Genomic DNA, 17120 nt, shown 5'->3' with positions numbered 1-17120 from the left:
CGCTGATATCCCCTCCGGCTCTCGCCGGGAAGCGCGGCCCCAGCCGAATGCTACACCACTCCCTGGGACGTCATCCTACCTTTCTTGTCGGTGAGAGTGAAAATCCAATTCGGGGCAACCTATGTGCTGCAGCCATGCGTGAACTCACGGGTCACGTACTGCATTCAATGGCTCCCGACGAACGAGTGACAGCGTGTAGCTGGTACGAGCTTGTCAAAGATACCAAAGGTCCGACCCGGTTGCAGCGGGTAACCTACATAGTGCAAGGCGCTCTGCCGACAGACTTCGTGGAAAACGTTCTGAAACTTGATCTTAGTAAGATCGCGCGTCCGCTGCTGAAGACAATCGAAAGGCTCAATCGTTCAACGCATGTGCGGGAAGAAACCATCCTCGAAGACGACGAGGAGACTCGCGTGTTGGTGGACGACTCGCTTGATGGTCTGTTGGATATCTACGACGCCGCTCGGACTTGCCGAGAGGAAGTGCATCGCTCGTTGAGGACAGAAGTTTTCGACACGGTTCTAGATACACTTCTATCGGAGACCTTGCAGGAGCTTGATGAGCTATCCACGCATACGTCGGTGGAGGGACATGAGATCGATGACTACACAATTTCGTTCGTCAATGACGAGTTTATGAACTGGCTGTCGCAGGCACCGTTTATGTCGAGCTTCAATATGGCTCCAGATCGGATATCCGAAATGACATGGGAGCCGTTCTGTCTGATTCCTATCCGTATACCGCAAGCATGAGAGCGCGAGTAATCGAGCCACAGCGTATTTTGCAAGACAGCGTCGTCGTCTCTGTCAACAACAGCGCTTTCTACGAATGATATCCCGGCTTACGATCTGGAAACTTTCTCCCAGTTAATTTCGAAGCCTGCATCGGCTAACTCCCGTGCTACCGCCGCCCGCCAACCGTCTTCCATAGGTTGATAAACGATACCAGCGAAATCTGATGGTAGCTCAAGGTCACCGCGTGTTAGGGCGCAGACGTTTGATCGCCCGAGACGGCCGATGAAATAGCCCAATTCGAGCATGACATTTTGGCGAACCCGGAATTTGAACGTTCCGTTCACCTTTCGACCTTCGTCATCAGGTGTTAGCAGTACGACAGCGAAGCCCACATCACCATGAGCCTCTATTTTTTCCATGACTGTGCGCCCGCGATTGACCTGCTCGTGAAGGATGATGACTTCGAATTCCAATTTTTCTAGAAATCGAGCTACGGTCTCCCGCACCCCTTCGTCATGCCCATGAACAACGAATATCTTACGTTTCAAGGGGCTGCTTCTTGGAGATATTGTTGGGACGGCGATCTCGGTGGAAGAATGCGAATCGGTTGTCGATACCGCCGCAACCCCGGACTCTGATACGTCATTCATCGAGCCAGCATTCGCAGACGCATTTTTAAAAGCAGACCTTTCCTTCTCAGTGATGTTGGTCATCCAACCATTGCGGTAGATCTCACCGGCTTTGGCCACAATCTCAGACTGGAGATAATTGCCATCCGGAGTTCGCAGCTCTGGATTTTTGAGAGCATAAGTCGCAAGCGATGTCGCCCGAGCCATCAACCCATTTCCCGTCCCAGCGTCGGTATCTTGCAAATCCCATTCCAATCGGAGCGCATCGAAGCCGGAGTGTCCAACGAACTTCAACATATTCGCGGATGCGATAAGTAAACCTCTCGATGGAAAGGGCGGCATCTTACGGATCTGAGTGACGTCGTTCATTCAGCTTCTCCAACCTTGATGACGGACATTACCACACCGAGTCATCTATTGGTGTCAATGGCGTCATTCTGGAGAGCAAGTAGTTGCCTGAATTGAAAAATTTAGCGCCAATAAAAGCTGGTCAATCACGGGGTCGGCGGTTCGACTCTTTTCAAGGCGAAGGCACGCAAAGTGTCCATACCGAAGACATAGGTAACAGAACGTACCTAACACATGGGTGACAACCTCGTGCCGAACGGGTTGTCGATGGTTTGCAAAGTCCTCTGTTCCAGGTCGATATATCCCAGATCATAGTGCATGAAGCTGACGAGCCAAATGCCGTCATCAACTTCCTTGATTCCAAGCTTCTGTCCGGCCAGTACGGTGGAGATGTTGATCTTCTTGCGATAGATGCAGAGGCGGCCGCAATTGGTGACGAGCGCCTCCCTGTCGTGGAAGGGATAGTCGATCTCCGGCAGGCCCCGATAGGGGCGTGACGATGCGACAAAGAGATCTGCCGGCACCTTCATGTCCAACGCCTCGTGCGGCCGCTCCTCATTGAATTCGCTGACGAATGCATCAAAGCGGGCCTGCTGCTGCAGAGTGTTCCTGCCAGGTGGCCTCGTCGCCTCCTTCTTCAGCGTCAGATGCATGCCCTCATGGCGTCCGTTCTGTTGCGGATGGTCAGGCCTAATGCGTTCGAGGCCGATCCCCAATCGCAGCCACCAAACGGACAGCTTCGATAGATTATAGAGGCCATTCGGGCTTGCGAAAGGAAGGCCATTGTCGGAACGAATGGCTGCAGGCAGGCCGTGTTCGGTAAAGATCCTGCGGAACGCTTCAAAGACGCCCTGTTCGCGCGTCGATTCGAAGGCTTCGCAGCAAAGAAGATAGCGTGAGGCCTGGTCTGTGATCGTCAAGGGGTAACAGTAGCGGCCGTTACCAAGCTTGAATTCGCCTTTGAAGTCGGCGCACCACAGATCATTGGGCTCGAGGGCTTCCGAAAGCTGCGTGCCAACGGCCTTGTTAGCCCGGTTCCTCTTGCGGGCCTGGCTCACAAGGCCGTGTCGATCAAGCACAGCGTGCACCGTGCTCTTTGCTGGAATGCGCACATCGCCAGCGAGCCGTTTAACGAGCAACTCCCTGATCTTTCTGGCACCCCAGTGAGGCTTCTCCTTTTTGAGGTGAACAATCATTGCCTCCACCGGATCGGGCAACTGGTTGGCGTAACGCACCGGCCGTCGGGATCGATCCGTCAGCGCCTCCAGGCCGTCGTCCTTGTAGCGGTTGAAGATCTTGTAGCCGGTCTTGCGCGAGATGCCGAACTCCCGGCACACATCGCTCATGCCTTCGCCCTCAAGCAGCCGGGCGACAAATCGAAGACGTTCCTCCATCACCGAAGTCTCTCTCCACGGCATCAACACCTCCCGCAAAAAGCGAAAAGTGTTACCCATGTCTCCGGTACGAAACGTCACCTATCTCTCGGGTCGGGCAAAGCGCCATTTATCCGAGACTGCCAGCAAACCGTTCAGGATATCTCTCCCGCTGAAACACCTCGGCGACAAAGTCGACGAAGACGCGTGTCTTCGAGGGGAGCAGGGTGCGGTTGGCATAATAGATCGAGATGGGGCCTGCATCGACCCATCAGCCGGGCAGGAGCCGGAGGAGTTCTCCTCGCTCCAGATAGGGCAGGGCATCCGGCTTGGCGATCATGGTGACGCCAAGACATCTTCCAGTTCGAACAAAGGCGCGCCCGCTGGCTTACCTTGACGATGCAGGCACTCCGGCTGGAGACCGAGCGCGACGGCAAAGCCACCTTTATTGCGGCCGTTCCTACGCGTCCTGGTTTAGTGAGCTTCGATGCGGCTGAGATCGTCAAGGAAGAGAAGAAGGTGTTCAGCGCACGCCTCGCGCGCTTCCGTTCCGAGCAATTGATCCTCGAACAGAGATTGATCCAGCTCGGAGAAACCAAAGTCGGTCTGAAGGACCAGAAGGCCGCGATCGACAAGCAATCGCAGGTGATCAAAGACGAACTGGCGCGCAAGCAAGGGCTGCTCGAGCGGGGGCTGATCAACCGATCCGACTACACCGAACTTCTACGCATCGATGCCGACCTTTTGGGGCAGGGGGCCGCAATCGCCTCGCAGCAGGCGGCGACCGGTTCCCAAATCGCGGAAGCCAATGAGCAGATCGAGCGGTTGCGCTCCCAGCGCGTCGAGGATGCGGTGACCAAGCTGAACGAGGTGCGCAATTCGTTGCGCGATGTCGAAGAACAGATCGCGGCCGCGATCGGGGTGCTGGATCGCACCACCGTGCATGCGCCGACAGATGGCATTGTCGTTACTTCACTCTACAATACCATCGGCAACGTCATTGCGCCGGGCGAAAAAGTGATGGAGATCCTGCCCACCACGCGGCGCCCCCTCGTCGAGGCACGCCTGAAGCCAACCGATATCGATGTCGTGCATGTCGGCCAGGCCGCCCGCCTCCGTTTCTCCGCTCTCAATGCCCGCTATACGCCGGAGATCGAAGCCGTCGTGCAGCAGGTCTCTGCCGATCGCCTTGTCGACCAGGCGACGCAACAGCCTTATTATCGTGCGCTCCTGGCTATTACAGATGACCTTCCGGTCTCCGTTCCCGAAGCGCAATTGCATCCGGGCATGCCCGTAGAGACGTTCATCAGCACAGAGGATAGGACGTTTTTCAGCTATCTAATGCGACCACTCTTGGATTCGATGCGGCATGCATTCGTCGAGGACTAAAGATCTCTATCGACCGGCTGAAGCGTCCACGGTTGGACCGAACGCTCTATGAGCATAGGCCGCTCAGCTGTGAAAAAGTCGCCTCCGAGGCCATGCAGGAGCGGTAGGTCAATCAAAGGGAAAAACAGGCACAATGAAGAAGCATATGATTTGGGCGGCGCTCGCGACGTCAAACTGCCCGGACTCGTTTTCCGACAGTGGGGGAGAGACGATGTCGCCCTGCCTCATCTGGAGGAGAGAAGTCTCGCCATCGGCTTCGGCTTGACGTAGAGCTTCCGCGATCTGTTCCTGACTGCGTTCGAGACCGACCACAGGCACTCCGGTGATGCGTGCCATCGCTCGCGAGAACTGCCCCAATCCTGCGCCGAAATCGATTATTCGCTCGCCGATCTCAAACCGGCCGACCTCGATGCAGCGATTGTTGAGGCGGGTGTTCAGCGCCGTCAGACGCTGTTGCTCTGCTTCGCTTGCGCCATGCGTGTAATGCGACCCAGACATTGACGGTCCCCCGCGTCAGATTGGCGTTATCGCAGGCTGGCATAATGTCTTGGAGAGTCAAGGCGGTCGTCCGCTTCAGGATGTGGCAGCGAAACCTGAGATCGAACGCGTGACAACCTCAAGGACCACTTGGGGCCGCTGGTAGACGGTTGCTGCCTCAGCTGGCAGGCGCCTTTCCATTCTTCCTGAGCCGAGACAAGAACAGTGCCAGAATTGGTGAGCCATTCGATCGTTTATAGCCGACAGCTAAATCGATCGTTGGCGGCTCGCCCTTGAGCGGGCGACTGGTAACAGACCAGGGCAGAAAGTTCTCGGCATAAGCCGGCAGCAGCGCCACGCCGCGCGTCGAGGCGATCAGGGACATGGCCATGGTGAGATTGTGGACGCGGTGCGCGGGCTCGATATCGAGGCCGCTGGCTGCCAGATAATTCTCGATGGCCTGGCGCATCGGTCCGGCGATGTTTGAGCCGCCGATGAAAGTCTCCTTGGCCAACTCGCGCACGCCCACCTCTTTCTGGCGGGCAAGCCGGTGGTCGCTCGGCATCAGCACGACGAAATGCTCCGTTCCGACGGTGATATAGTCCAGTTCCGGATGATTGGGTTCGTGCCGCATGAAGGCTATGTCAAGCCGGCCGGCCGACAACCCTTCTGCAAGCTCCGGCGAATTCTCGCTCGATACCGTCATCTCGATGTTGCGAAGTTCGGTCCCGAGAAGGCGGGTGGTCTCGGCCAGCCAGTTGACCTCCTGGCCGCTCAGGAAGCCAACGGCGAAGACCGGCTTCAGCGGCCGCGCCGCGCGCCGGGCCGCCTCGCGGCCCGCGTCCACCTGCGCCAGCGCGAGACGCGCATGGTCTAGAAAGACCTTGCCGGCCTCCGTCAGCTCCACGCCGCGCGCGCTACGCACCAAAAGGGGGACGCCGATTTCGTGCTCCAGGTCGCGGATCTGCCGGCTGAGCGACGGCTGCGCGGTATGCAGCCGGCGTTCGGCGGCAACCGTCAAGCTACCTTCCTCGGCGACGGCGATGAAATAGCGCAGATGTCTTAGTTCCATGGGCGGCCATACCTTTGAGGCATGGAGGTGAGCCTACAAAGTCTTTTTCGAAGGTGCAAGGGAAGACTAAATCAATGGTCAACGGAAGCGGACATCTGGTTCGGAAAGCGAAACCGAAGAACGAAGCAGGCGCCCGGAAATTTCCAGATAATACAAACCTTGTCAGGGGATTAGGATCATGTCTATACCTGTCGTTGTCATCACCGGCGCGCTTGCCGGCATCGGCCGCGCCGCCGCATTCTCGATTGCCAATGGCGGCAGCCGCGTCGTCATTTCCGGCCGCAGCTTAGAGAAGGGCCATGCCCTGGCGGAAGAGCTTCGTGCGCTTGGTGCCGAGGCCGAGTTCATCAAGGCCGACATCCGCAGCGAGGACGAGGTCCGTGCGCTGGTCGACGGTGTCGTCGCCCGCTTCGGCCGTCTCGATGCCGCCGTCAACAATGCCGGCACCGAGAGCCAGCCCGGCCCGGTGACCGAACAGAGCGCCGAGACCTACGCTGCCACCTTCGATACCAACGTGCTCGGCACGCTGCTCAGCATGAAGCACGAACTGCGCGTCATGCTGGCGCAGGGCGCGGGCAGCATCGTCAACATCTCCTCGACCTACGGTCATGAGGGTGCTGCCGGCGCTTCCGTCTACGCCACCAGCAAGCATGCGGTGGAGGGCCTGACGAAGTCCGCAGCGCTCGAAGCCGCCGGTTCCGGCGTGCGCGTCAACGCCGTCGCTCCCGGCCCGACCGATACGGGCATGCTCGACCGCTTCACCGGCAGCACCGAGGTCAAGGCGGCGCTGGCCGCCAAGGTGCCGCTTGGCCGCGTCGGCCAGCCGAGCGAGATCGCCGAGGCGATCGCCTTCCTCGCCTCCGGTAAGGCCTCATTCATCACCGGCCAGATCGTCACCGCCGATGGCGGCAAGACGGCGGGCTGAACATCCTCCGCGGGCCTGAAGGTCAGGCTCCCGCAATCAGGACATTCGAGGTTACGATCATGACATATACACACGAAACCGCCCCGACGGAGTTCGTCGCGGCCAACGGCATCCGTTTCGCCTATCGCCGCTTCGGCAAGGTCGGTGGTGTGCCCATCGTCTTCAATCAGCATTTCCAGGGCACACTGGATCACTGGGATCCGGCCGTCACCGACGGCCTTGCCGCAACGCGCGAGGTGATCCTTTTCGATAACGCCGGCGTCTCCTCCAGCTCGGGCGAAACTCCGGAGAGCTTCCAGGAGATGGGGGCGAACGCCGTCGCCTTCATCACGGCGCTCGGCCTCGACAAGGTCGACGTGCTCGGATTTTCGATCGGCGGCATGGTCGCACAGGAAATCGCGCTGCAGGCCCCGGCTCTGGTGCGCAAGCTGATCCTGGTCGGCACCGGCCCGCGCGGTGCGGACATGTCCAAAAGCCAGTCCTCCGCGATCTTCGCCGGCGCCTATGATCCGGCCGAGCATCTTTGGCTGAAGGTGCATTTCTCGCCTTCGGCAGCAAGCCAGGCCGCCGGCCTCGCTTTCATCGAGCGCAAGCTGCGCCGTCAGGATCGCGATCCGCTGGTCGGCACGCAGACGGTCACGGCGCAAATCGCCGCGATCGGCAAGTACATGGCCTATCGGGACGTCGAGGGATATCTCGACTACCTCAAGGACATCCGCCAGCCGACCCTCGTCGTGCAGGGCAGCAATGACGTGATCATTCCGACGGAGAACTCCTACGTGCTGCAGCAGACGCTGCCGAACGCGCAGCTGATCCTCTATCCGGACGCCAATCACGGCTCCTTCTACCAGTATCCAGACCTGTTCGTCGCCGAGGCCAGCCTGTTCCTCGACCGCTGAGCGGCGCACGGCACACAACAACTTCGACCGACATCCCAAAACCCGACGCACCGCGGATCGCTTCCGAGACCCCTCGGCTGCGCCCGAAATTCAACCCAGCATAAGGAAACAAGACAATGACCAAACTCTCAGGAAAGACCGCTCTCGTCACCGGCGCATCGCGCGGCATCGGCGCGGCAATCGCCAAGCGGCTGGCGGCCGATGGCGCGACCGTCGCCATCACCTACACGAAGGGCGCCGACGCAGCCGCCCAGGTGGTCAAGGAGATTGAAACCGCCGGCGGTAAAGCGATCGCCATCCAGGCGGACGCCGCAGACGCCAAGGCTGTTTCAGCCGCCGTCGAGCAGACTGTCTCGACGTTCGGCAACCTCGACATCCTGGTGAACAATGCCGGCACGGCCATTCCCAAGCCGTTTGAGGAAGCCACGCTGGAGGAGATGGATCGCGTGATCGACATCAACCTTCGCGGCGTCTTCATCGCCACACAGGCCGCGCTCAAGCACCTGCGTGATGGCGGCCGCATCATCTCGATCGGCTCCTGCGTCGGTGAGCGTATGGGAACGCCGGGTCTTGTGGCCTATGCCGCGACCAAGGGTGCCGTGAAGATGTTTACCCAGGGCCTCGCCCGTGAGGTCGGCACGCGTGGCATCACCGTCAACAATATCCAGCCGGGCCCGATCGATACCGATCTCAACCCTGCTGCCGGCGACTGGGCGGAACCGCAACTCGCCAATACGGCGCTGAAGCGTTACGGCCATGTCGATGATATCGCCGCCATGGTGGCATTCGTTGCCGGTCCGGAAGCAAGTTACATCACGGGCACCAGCCTGACCGTCGATGGAGGCACCAATGCCTGAGAACGGTGCCATGGTCTGCAGAGGAAAAACTGCCCTGGTGACGGGTGCATCGCGCGGCATTGGCCGCGCGACTGCCCTCGCTCTTGCCAAGGCTGGAGCCCAGGTCCTGGTTCACTACGGCCAGGGCCGACAGGAAGCCGAAATCGTTGCTGAGGAGATCCGCCTTGCTGGCGGCCGCGCCGAGACGATCGGCGCCGATCTCTCCACAAGGGAGGGACCGCACGAGCTCGCAGCCCGGGTGCGCGAGATCGTCGGCGACCGGCTGGACATCCTCGTTGCCAACGCCGGTATCGCCAATGCGGCGACGATCGAGGAAACGACCGCCGAGGATTTCGACCGGTTGTTCGCCGTCAACGTCCGGGCGCCCTTCTTCCTTGTTCAGCAGCTTCTGCCGATCCTGCGGGACGGCAGCAATATCGTGCTGGTCTCCTCACTGGCGGCGCGCGTCTCCGTCGGCAGCTTGTCCGCCTACGCGGCGACGAAGGGCTCCATCGACACGCTCGTCAAGCATTTCGCGGCAGCACTTGGGCCGCGTGGCGTCCGCGTGAATGCCGTCGCTCCGGGTGTCGTCCAGACGGATATGTCGAACTTTACCAAGACCGACGCCGGGCGTGACTTCACCCTCGGCATCCAGTCTCTGAAACGCCTCGCCGAGCCGGACGATATCGGCGACGTCATCGCCTTTCTCGCCTCCGATCAGGCCCGCTGGGTCACTGGCGATATCGTCCATGTCGATGGTGGCTCAAAGCTCTGACCGTCAAGCCGAGTCAAAGGAACGGCAAATGAAACTCTATCAATCCAACGGTTCTCCCAACTCTCGCCGCATCCGCATTCTGATCGCGGAAAAGGGCCTCGACGTCGAACTCGTGTCGGTAGACCTCGGCGCCAAGGAGCAGTTCTCCGATGCCTACCGGGCGATTAACCCACGCGTCGTGGTTCCGACGCTCGTGCTCGAAGACGGGACGGCAATCGGCGAGGTGCCGGTGATCCAGCGTCACCTGGATGAAACCTATCCGACGGTGCCCCTGCTTGGGGTAACGCCGACGGAAAAGGCAATCATCGGCGTTGGTGCGCGGATCGTTAATTGCATTGGCGTACGTGGTCGGCAATCGCAATAATCGGTCTTCGTCACGATGCCTTTCAAACACAACGCCTCCCGCCGCCATCGCATTGGCAAGATGAAGTTTGAGCTGACGAACTGGGCGGAATACGAGGCAGGCCTTCGTCGGCGCGGAAGCCTGACGCTTTGGATGACGCCGGAGGCATTGTCGTCCTGGTGGGCGCCGAAGCGGACGACACGCGGTGGCCAGCCACGCTATTCGGATCTGGCGATCGAGACTGCTTTGACGCTGGGATTGGTTTTCGGCCTGCGTCTGCGACAGACGGAGGGCTTTGTTTCGTCGGTGCTGAAGCTGATCGGCCTGGATCTCGCTGTTCCCGATCACACGACGCTGAGCCGGAGGGCAAGCAAACCGAGAGCGCCAAAGAAACGGCAGGAGTTTCGTCTCCCGGACAAGCGACCCCTCCACGTCCTCATCGACAGTACAGGCTTGCAGATCTATGGTGCAGGCCAATGGCTGGAAGAAAAGCAAGCAACCAAATCCCGTCGGGGATGGCGCAAGCTGCACTTGGCGCTGGATGCCGACAGCGGCGACATCATCGCACACGCCATGACGGACCAGGATGCCGGCGACGCCTCGCAGGTGGAGCCGCTGCTCGACCAGATCGACATGCCGATCGATCAGTTCACGGCCGATGGCGCCTATGACGGAAACCCGACCTATGAGGCCGTCGCCGGACACAGTCCTGACGCGGCGGTCATCATTCCGCCACGCGCCAATGCGATAGAACGGCCGGACGCCGGTCCCTCCCGTCAAAGAGACCGCCACATTGCGGCGATCAACGCCGATGGCCGGTTGAAGTGGCAAGTCGCTACCGGATATGGCAAGCGATCGCTGGTCGAGACCGCGATCGGTCGATACAAATCGATCATCGGCCGCCGGCTACGGGCACGCTCATTCGGCGCCCAGCAGACGGAGGTCTGCCATCGGCTGCGCCGTCCTCAATCGAATGCTGGAATGTGCACGCCCGAATTCTGTCCGGTACAGACAAGCTACCGAGTAGCAAAGGCATCAAAGACAGACGTCCGCTTACACGGCGATCGCTGCACCAACGCCGCGTGATGGTAAGGTGTTCGATTGGCTTCCTAGTTGACTCAGAACCGGATGTCGCGCTTTTGCAGGAAGGCTTCTATACCTGCCTTCGCATCGTCAGTGGTCAATGTAAGGGCTTGGGCGAGGGCCTCGGTGAACAGACCCGGTCCGTCAGGCATCTCGTCGATCTGAGCCAGCGCGTTGAGCATGAGATAGTTGGAGATCTGGGCATTTCCCGCCACATTCTCGGCAATTTCCAAGGCCGTTTTCAGCGCCTCGCCTGGCTCGACGAGGTAATGCGACAGGCCGAGCCGCTCGCCCGTCTCGGCGTCCAGCTTGCGCCCGGTGAGCATCAGTTCAGTCAGCCGCGACACGCCGATGATCTTGGCGATGCGCACGCTGCCGCCACCGCCGACAAAGATGCCGCGCCGCCCTTCCGGCAACTGGTAGAACGCAGTCTTGTCTGCGACGCGGATGTGGGTGGAGCAGGCCAGTTCCAGCCCGCCGCCGATCACCGCGCCGTGCAGGGCGCTGATGACCGGGCGGCCGCAGTTCTGAATGTCATCGAACAGGCGATGGGCCGCGCGCGAACGCAGCACGCTCTCGAACGGCGGCACATGCTGGTGTTCGGAAAGATCCAGTCCGGCGCAGAAGTGATTGCCGTTGCCAGCTATCACCACCGCGCGCACGTCGTCGGTGAGGCGGTCAACGGCTTTGCGCAGGCCATCGAAGATGCGCTGCGAGAAGGAATTCCGCTTCTCCTCGCGGTTCAAGGTGATGATCGCTGTCCTGCCCTGAACCTCGTAGGTCACGACATCATTGGAGGGTGCACTCATTGGGTATTCTCCAGCTTTATGGATTTCATTGGGGTCACTTCACGTGGTCACGATAAGAGCGTCCAGGGCGACCGCGCCTTTGCCGTGGCCATAGGCTACGAGCGGATTGATGTCGATCTCGGCGATCTGTGGTGCGGACAGCATCAGTCGACCCACGGCGGCCACCGCATCGGCCACGGCATCCAGATCGACTGGCTCAGCACCGCGGTAGCCGGTCAACAGCTTGGAGGCCCGCAGGCTGCGCAATTGCGCGACGATGCGGTCGTGTTGCAAATCGGCAGGCAGCAACTTGACGTCGGCCAATACTTCCGTCCAGATACCGCCCAGGCCGACCATCACCGTCGGTCCCCATTGCGCGTCGCGGCTGCCGCCGACGATTAGCTCCACGCCGCGCTCGCCCATCGCTTCGATGAGCACGCCGTCGAGTACCAGATCGGGTTTGGCTGTCACCACGTTGGCGTGCAAGCGCTGCCACGCTTCGCGCAGGCCGGTTTCGTCGCGGATGCCGACCAGCACCCCGCCAACTTCGCTTTTGTGCATCAGTGAGGCTGCTTGCGCCTTGATCACCACCGGGTAGCCGATGCGCGCTGCGATGGCCACCGCTTCGTCCACATTCCGCACCAAGCCACCTTCGGGCGTCTTGATGCCGAGCGAACGCAGGATCTCCTTGCCGCGCCATTCCGCCGTGGGGCCTTTTCCCAATGATGGCAGTTCGGACAAGAGGGTGACCGGAACTTCGGACCCCAGCGCCGCCCGCTGACGCAGCGTGCGTGCCAGCGCGGCCAGCGCGCGGATCGCCCGCTCCGGCGAGCGCATCAGCACGACGCCGTGCGTCTTGGCGCGTGCCACGATGGCATCTGGCAGCGGCACGTCTTCGTTCAAAAGCGTTAGAATAACTGGCTTGGTGCTGCGCTCGATCGCATTGAGGAAGTGGGTCAACCAAGGATCCAGTAGCGAGGGCGAGGCATGGGGAAAACAAACCAATAGGCTGCCGATGCTGGCATCGTGCAACAGTGCCTTGATGCCCTGTTCCAGCAATTGCGGTTGGAAGGCAACCGCAGTTCCGAGGTCGAGCGGATTGCGCGGCGACAGGAATTCCGGCAGATGCTCCCCAAGCACGGTCGCCTGCTCATCGGAAATCGGCGGCATGTCCAGGCCGAGCGGCTCCGCATAATCCTGGGCGATGCCGCAGACGGCGCCGGAGCCCGTCACCAGTGCCAATCCGCCAACGGGTGGCTGTGGGAAACGCAACAGCAGCTGGCCGATATCGATGGCTTCTTCCAGGCTGTCCACCACCACCACGCCGGCACGCTCGGCCATCAGGCGTATGACCGCATGGTTGCCGGCCAGCGCGCCGGTGTGGGACTGCGCCGCCACTTGCGCCTTCTCGCTCTTGCCCGGATGCAGCAGGACGACGCCTTTGCCCGCCGCCCGCGCGCGCTTGGCTGCGGCAACGAAGGCGCTGGGCGAACGGATCTGTTCCGCATAGATGATGACCGCGCCGGTGGCCGGGTCGTCGGCATAATGATCCAACACCTCGGCTAGGCCGATGTCGGCCTCGTTGCCCGTGGTCAGCATGTACGAGATCGGCATCCCTCGTACTTCGAGCGAGCTGGCAAGATGCACGCCAATGCCGCCGCTCTGTGCGGCGATCGCGATGGCTGGGCCGGCGTCGTCCTGCAACTGCGAAGGCAGGTCGATGGGAACCATCATCAAGTGGAAGCCATCGACATAGTTGTAGTAGCCGACGGTATTCGGGCCCAGCAGCGCCAGGCCACCGGCGCGAGCCACTTCGCCAATCTCGATTTGCTGCCTGCGACCTTCCTCCCCCATCTCGGCAAAGCCGGAAGCGAAGCAGACCGCTGCGGGGATGCCCAAGTCGATGCACGATTTCAAAGTGCCCAGCACCGCAGCGGCGGGGACCATCAAGATTGCCAGATCTACACCGGCAGGCAATTGTGTGATGTCGGTGAGTACTGCACGCCCATCAAGGGTGCCGCCGCTGCGCCCCACCAGATGGATTGCGCCCCGATAGCCGCTCTTAAGCAGATTTCCCAGTACAAGCTGTCCGGCGGACCCCGGCTTGGACGACACCCCAATGAGGGCGACCGACGCTGGATTGACGATCGGCCTAAGCCTTGCTCCACCTGGCTTATACATTCCTTGGGACTGGCCCTCGTGATTACCTGTGTTCCTCATTTCATGTCCTCCCTTTAATGTTCCTCAATTGAGATGCCCGACGTGTTGTCAGGCCACCTCATCCGGCTGAAAAAGCAGCAGATGTGTCCCGTTTTCGAGTGGGAGCCAGTACGGTTTCACCCGGATTCCGACCTTAACCTGTGACGGGTCGCTCACCACGAGGTTGGAAACGACGTCCACCCCCACATCGAGGCGAACCAGCGCCACGACATACGGCTCATGGCCGCGCAAGGCGTTGTTGCCGCGATGGGTCAGCGTGTGGCTGAACAATTCACCACGGCCATCGACTTCCTCCCATTGCAAGTCGCTGGTGCCGGTGGCAATGCTCACAGGACGTGGGAAGAACTGGTACTGTCCGGTCCGCGTGCAGCGCTGGATCAGCAGCCGCTTCTCCCGCGTGGCATCCCAGTAGGCTTGCGAGAAGCTGCGGGCGCGGATCGGACCGCGCGCAACGGACAGCGTGTCGTTGATGAGCAATGTCATGTGGGGTTACCTCTCAGGCGTCGGGGACGAGGATGAGTGCGTTGCTGGAAAACCAGCTGTGGTTGTAGGTGAGCCAGCCAATACCAGTCACCAAAGCGCTGCGAGTATTCTTGACCTGGCGCGGACCGCCGTCGCCGAACAGCTGGCGCACAGCCTCGACCAAGTTGGTGCCGCCGCCGGCCAAGCCGACCTGCCCGGCGGATATCTGGCCGCCGCCGGTGTTGAGTGGTAGGTCGCCGTCGTAGTCGAAGCTGGTTTCCCGGATGTAGGCGCTGCCCTGGCCCTTGCCGCAGAAACCCAGCATTTCCAGTTGTAGCAGGATTGCGATGATGAAGTCGTCATAGGGCTGGAACGAGCCGATGTCCTTCGGCTTGAGCCCCGCCTGCTTGAACGCCCTCTCGCCGGCGAGGCGATGGCCGGTTTCGGTGGCGTCGGAAATGCTTCTGCCGCCGTGCAGGTTGGACAGTTCGCCGTAACCGACTGGAACGACGAAGCGATCCAGCTGCTTGTTCTTGGCATTCTTGCGGCTGGTTACCAATAGGCCATTGGCCCCATCGGCCGGCATCACGCAATCCAACAGGCGCACCGGCTCGCTGATCATGCGCGAATTCAGGTAGTCCTCGACCGTGATCGGCTTGCGCAGCTTCTCGCAGGCGTTGGCGTTGAGGAGGGCGTGGTTTCGCTGGGCTACCGCAAGCTTCCCCAGCGCGGCAAGGTCAAGCCCGTATTCGTGCTCGTAGCGCGTGGAGATCAGACCGAACGCGCCCGGCGGTCCCATCTCGCCGTAAGGATCGATCCATTCTTCGTGGAAACCATAGGTCTCGAACTGGTATTCGCGTGTCGGGGTGTCGCTGTTGAGCAGCAACACCGTAGAGCACAGGCCGGCTTCTATCGCTGCCGCAGCCCTGGTGACTGAGGCAACCGACGAGCACCCGCCCAGTTCGGTCTTGTCGCAGAAGTTCAGCTGTAGCCCCAGGTAGTCGGCAAGCATCTGCGACCAGAATTCGTTCTTTGCCGTCGAAATGGAGGGCGTGACGATCATGCCGTCAATCTCATCCTTGTCGAATCCGGTCGTGTTCAGCAGCGAATCGAGGACTTCGCCGGCTAGGCCAAGGACATCAATCGGGCTTTTGACCGTGATCTTGGTCTCTGCGTAGCCGACGATCGCAGTGTCGCGCAGTGGCATTGCTGGTCTCCTTTCTGGTAGGTGTCAGATTTTTATAATTGAACATATTGTCTAATGCAAGATATTTTGAATCGAACAATGTGTAAAATACAAGAGGTTTGAAGGGAGTGCTCGCCAAGGCGACGACGGTCCCTTTCAATCGAGGGCGTAGTCGCGTTATGTTGCAAGAAAACAGTTCGAAGGATGGTCGGTTGGGTAAGAAAGTGGAGTCCGATGCCGTCGTGGCACGGAGGGCCGAAGTCGCGAGGGCACGCAGGGAGCGTTCCCGCCAAGCATTGATGAGTGCGGCCTTCGACCTATTGGGCAGAGAGTTCGGACGGATCGACAATGTGGATGCGATCGTCGTACAGGCAGGGGTAACGCGCGGCACGTTTTACAACAACTACGGCAGCCTGGAAGAGCTTCTGAAGTACCTGTCCAAGCACATTACGCACGGCTTTAATCTTAAGGTGCTGGAGTACATCGGCTCTATCTCCTCACCCCCCGAACAGGCGACAATTTTCACAAAGGCCTACATGCAGAAAGCATCGGCGGATCACCGCTGGGGCTGGGGGATGGTCAATCTCTCTCTTTATGGCCCCATCCTCGGATCGGTCTCCAGCCGGATGACCGAATCGAATGTGAGACGCGGGATCGAGTCAGGCGACTACACCTGCGCATCGGTCAGTGCGGGATGCGATCTCGCCTCCGGTGCTTTGCTTGCCGGCATGATGCGTGTCCTTCGCGAAGGCAACGGCAAGGGTTACATATCTGGTGTAGCGCAGGGCGTGATGCTTGCGTTGGGTGTCCAGGAGGAACGCGCCAAATCGCTGGCCAGGAAGCGATTGCCATCCAACCTCGACTTGACCTTCAGTTAGGAGCTCCCGTGACGAGATCCCCGACGCCGTCGCACTTAATCAGTGGCGGTGGAGGCCATGACAGGGATTGTCCAGGGAGGACTTCTCGTTGGGGCCGTTCGACCATCGATCTTCTCAACACGTTGCGCGAGCTGGAAGGTTGGAAGGTCTCCGTCATCGCGATGAACGGCATGGCATTCGACCTGTCGTCACCGCACGGCCGAATGCTGGCGACATTTCTCTCTGGCATTGCAGAGTTTGAGCGTGATCTCATAAGCGAGCGCGTCAAATCCGGCCTGGCCGCCGCAAAGGCACGGGGCAAAAAGCTCGGCCGTCAGGCTGGTGAGAGACCTAAATCTGACCGGCTTGCCCCGAAAGTGGCGGACTTAGTCGCCGAAGGCCGCAGCTACCGCTGGATTGCGCGCGATCTCGGCATCAGCAAGAACACTGTTGCTGAGATCGCCAAACGTGTACGTGCGAAACTGGCCGAATAATACGGACATTCCGGACAGGAACTGTTGCGATTAGTTTCGCCTTAAAGCCGTGGTCCGCCGATCGTAAAGCCGCCATCAATTACAATATCCTGACCCGTGACGAATTTCGCGTCATCTGATAGCAGCCACGCCACCGTGCCAGCCACGTCCTCCGGCGTCCCGTTGCGATGCAGCGGCGCATGCTCGGCGAGTTTGGCAGCTAACGACGGATCAAGGGCCTCTTCGGCCAT

17 protein-coding genes and 3 pseudogenes are annotated in these 17120 nt (G+C 60.2%); 10 read left to right on the top strand and 10 right to left on the bottom strand.

The window, feature by feature from the left end:
- Positions 1-47 precede the first annotated feature (47 nt).
- Positions 48-832, top strand: a pseudogene (locus ACPYOP_RS31520) (pPIWI-associating nuclease domain-containing protein).
- A 9-nt stretch (positions 833-841) separates the two neighbouring features.
- Here the strand turns inward: ACPYOP_RS31520 and ACPYOP_RS31515 are convergent.
- The 3 genes and pseudogenes from ACPYOP_RS31515 to ACPYOP_RS31505 all read right to left on the bottom strand — a co-directional run.
- Positions 842-1732 (bottom strand): TIR domain-containing protein, encoded by an 891-nt coding sequence (locus tag ACPYOP_RS31515; RefSeq protein WP_481414149.1) that lies wholly within the window; start codon positions 1730-1732, stop codon positions 842-844.
- Between the two features lie 206 nt (positions 1733-1938).
- Positions 1939-3129, bottom strand: coding sequence for a helix-turn-helix domain-containing protein (locus ACPYOP_RS31510; protein ID WP_481414148.1), 1191 nt, complete (start codon positions 3127-3129; stop codon positions 1939-1941).
- Positions 3130-3214: 85 nt separating this feature from the next.
- Positions 3215-3436 (bottom strand): annotated as a pseudogene (locus ACPYOP_RS31505) (LysR family transcriptional regulator); the annotation flags it as partial.
- Positions 3437-3438: 2 nt separating this feature from the next.
- Here ACPYOP_RS31505 and ACPYOP_RS31500 point away from each other — a divergent pair.
- Positions 3439-4473 (top strand): HlyD family type I secretion periplasmic adaptor subunit, encoded by a 1035-nt coding sequence (locus tag ACPYOP_RS31500; RefSeq protein ID WP_481414150.1) that lies wholly within the window; start codon positions 3439-3441, stop codon positions 4471-4473.
- Between the two features lie 108 nt (positions 4474-4581).
- On the opposite strand, the gene ACPYOP_RS31495 is transcribed toward ACPYOP_RS31500, so the two are convergent.
- Both ACPYOP_RS31495 and ACPYOP_RS31490 read right to left on the bottom strand, forming a co-directional pair.
- Positions 4582-4971, bottom strand: coding sequence for an SAM-dependent methyltransferase (locus tag ACPYOP_RS31495; protein WP_481414147.1), 390 nt, complete (start codon positions 4969-4971; stop codon positions 4582-4584).
- Between the two features lie 157 nt (positions 4972-5128).
- On the bottom strand, positions 5129-6022 hold the full coding sequence (locus ACPYOP_RS31490) for a LysR family transcriptional regulator (protein ID WP_481414146.1): 894 nt from the start codon (positions 6020-6022) through the stop codon (positions 5129-5131).
- Between the two features lie 178 nt (positions 6023-6200).
- On the opposite strand from ACPYOP_RS31490, the gene ACPYOP_RS31485 reads away from it, so the two are divergent.
- The 6 genes and pseudogenes from ACPYOP_RS31485 to ACPYOP_RS31460 all read left to right on the top strand — a co-directional run bounded on the left by ACPYOP_RS31485 (position 6201) and on the right by ACPYOP_RS31460 (position 10827).
- A complete protein-coding gene (locus ACPYOP_RS31485; protein ID WP_481414145.1) occupies positions 6201-6947 on the top strand; it encodes an SDR family NAD(P)-dependent oxidoreductase in 747 nt (248 codons plus the stop codon).
- A gap of 59 nt (positions 6948-7006) precedes the next feature.
- Positions 7007-7846, top strand: a complete 840-nt coding sequence (locus tag ACPYOP_RS31480; protein ID WP_481414144.1) for an alpha/beta fold hydrolase — start codon at positions 7007-7009, stop codon at positions 7844-7846.
- 116 nt (positions 7847-7962) lie between these two features.
- Entirely contained in the window at positions 7963-8703 is a 741-nt protein-coding gene (locus tag ACPYOP_RS31475) for a 3-oxoacyl-ACP reductase family protein (RefSeq protein WP_113241471.1), read from the top strand.
- Complete coding sequence (locus tag ACPYOP_RS31470) at positions 8696-9457, top strand: SDR family NAD(P)-dependent oxidoreductase (RefSeq protein WP_481414143.1); 762 nt, start codon at positions 8696-8698, stop codon at positions 9455-9457. The genes ACPYOP_RS31475 and ACPYOP_RS31470 overlap by 8 nt, the downstream gene beginning before the upstream one ends.
- A gap of 28 nt (positions 9458-9485) precedes the next feature.
- The gene (locus tag ACPYOP_RS31465) at positions 9486-9821 is read left to right on the top strand and encodes a glutathione S-transferase N-terminal domain-containing protein (RefSeq protein WP_481414142.1); all 336 of its coding nucleotides are present in this window, start codon (positions 9486-9488) and stop codon (positions 9819-9821) included.
- 15 nt (positions 9822-9836) lie between these two features.
- Positions 9837-10827: pseudogene (locus ACPYOP_RS31460) on the top strand (IS5 family transposase).
- A 91-nt stretch (positions 10828-10918) separates the two neighbouring features.
- On the opposite strand, the gene ACPYOP_RS31455 reads toward ACPYOP_RS31460, so the two are convergent.
- The 4 genes from ACPYOP_RS31455 to ACPYOP_RS31440 are packed head-to-tail and all read right to left on the bottom strand — an operon-like array spanning position 10919 to position 15560.
- Positions 10919-11692: a crotonase/enoyl-CoA hydratase family protein gene (locus tag ACPYOP_RS31455; protein WP_481414141.1), complete on the bottom strand. Its 774-nt coding sequence runs from the start codon at positions 11690-11692 to the stop codon at positions 10919-10921.
- Between the two features lie 39 nt (positions 11693-11731).
- Positions 11732-13891 (bottom strand): acetate--CoA ligase family protein, encoded by a 2160-nt coding sequence (locus ACPYOP_RS31450; protein ID WP_481414140.1) that lies wholly within the window; start codon positions 13889-13891, stop codon positions 11732-11734.
- A 48-nt stretch (positions 13892-13939) separates the two neighbouring features.
- The gene (locus tag ACPYOP_RS31445; protein ID WP_481414139.1) at positions 13940-14374 is read right to left on the bottom strand and encodes a Zn-ribbon domain-containing OB-fold protein; all 435 of its coding nucleotides are present in this window, start codon (positions 14372-14374) and stop codon (positions 13940-13942) included.
- A 13-nt stretch (positions 14375-14387) separates the two neighbouring features.
- Complete coding sequence (locus tag ACPYOP_RS31440; protein WP_481414138.1) at positions 14388-15560, bottom strand: thiolase family protein; 1173 nt, start codon at positions 15558-15560, stop codon at positions 14388-14390.
- Positions 15561-15751: 191 nt separating this feature from the next.
- Between ACPYOP_RS31440 and ACPYOP_RS31435 the strand changes: the two genes are divergently transcribed.
- Positions 15752-16417 (top strand): TetR/AcrR family transcriptional regulator, encoded by a 666-nt coding sequence (locus ACPYOP_RS31435; protein WP_481414137.1) that lies wholly within the window; start codon positions 15752-15754, stop codon positions 16415-16417.
- Positions 16418-16425: 8 nt separating this feature from the next.
- The gene (locus tag ACPYOP_RS31430) at positions 16426-16890 is read left to right on the top strand and encodes a recombinase family protein (protein WP_481414136.1); all 465 of its coding nucleotides are present in this window, start codon (positions 16426-16428) and stop codon (positions 16888-16890) included.
- Between the two features lie 41 nt (positions 16891-16931).
- Here the strand turns inward: ACPYOP_RS31430 and ACPYOP_RS31425 are convergent.
- The coding region (locus tag ACPYOP_RS31425; protein WP_481414135.1) for an SDR family oxidoreductase at positions 16932-17120 on the bottom strand (189 nt) is incomplete at its 5' end.

The sequence above is a fragment of the Rhizobium sp. KNZ2-6A genome (genome assembly GCF_056755475.1).
Note: the sequence above shows the minus strand (reverse complement) of the source record. Positions and strands in the feature narration are given on the sequence as shown.

Coding starts and splice junctions, on each gene's coding strand:
- ACPYOP_RS31470 (WP_481414143.1), top strand. CDS start 8,696: ATGCCTGAGAACGGTGCCATGGTCTGCAGAGGAAAAACTGCCCTGGTG.
- ACPYOP_RS31480 (WP_481414144.1), top strand. CDS start 7,007: ATGACATATACACACGAAACCGCCCCGACGGAGTTCGTCGCGGCCAAC.
- ACPYOP_RS31465 (WP_481414142.1), top strand. CDS start 9,486: ATGAAACTCTATCAATCCAACGGTTCTCCCAACTCTCGCCGCATCCGC.
- ACPYOP_RS31510 (WP_481414148.1), bottom strand. CDS start 3,129: ATGCCGTGGAGAGAGACTTCGGTGATGGAGGAACGTCTTCGATTTGTC.
- ACPYOP_RS31445 (WP_481414139.1), bottom strand. CDS start 14,374: ATGACATTGCTCATCAACGACACGCTGTCCGTTGCGCGCGGTCCGATC.
- ACPYOP_RS31450 (WP_481414140.1), bottom strand. CDS start 13,891: ATGAGGAACACAGGTAATCACGAGGGCCAGTCCCAAGGAATGTATAAG.
- ACPYOP_RS31515 (WP_481414149.1), bottom strand. CDS start 1,732: ATGAACGACGTCACTCAGATCCGTAAGATGCCGCCCTTTCCATCGAGA.
- ACPYOP_RS31485 (WP_481414145.1), top strand. CDS start 6,201: ATGTCTATACCTGTCGTTGTCATCACCGGCGCGCTTGCCGGCATCGGC.
- ACPYOP_RS31475 (WP_113241471.1), top strand. CDS start 7,963: ATGACCAAACTCTCAGGAAAGACCGCTCTCGTCACCGGCGCATCGCGC.
- ACPYOP_RS31490 (WP_481414146.1), bottom strand. CDS start 6,022: ATGGAACTAAGACATCTGCGCTATTTCATCGCCGTCGCCGAGGAAGGT.
- ACPYOP_RS31440 (WP_481414138.1), bottom strand. CDS start 15,560: ATGCCACTGCGCGACACTGCGATCGTCGGCTACGCAGAGACCAAGATC.
- ACPYOP_RS31455 (WP_481414141.1), bottom strand. CDS start 11,692: ATGAGTGCACCCTCCAATGATGTCGTGACCTACGAGGTTCAGGGCAGG.
- ACPYOP_RS31495 (WP_481414147.1), bottom strand. CDS start 4,971: ATGTCTGGGTCGCATTACACGCATGGCGCAAGCGAAGCAGAGCAACAG.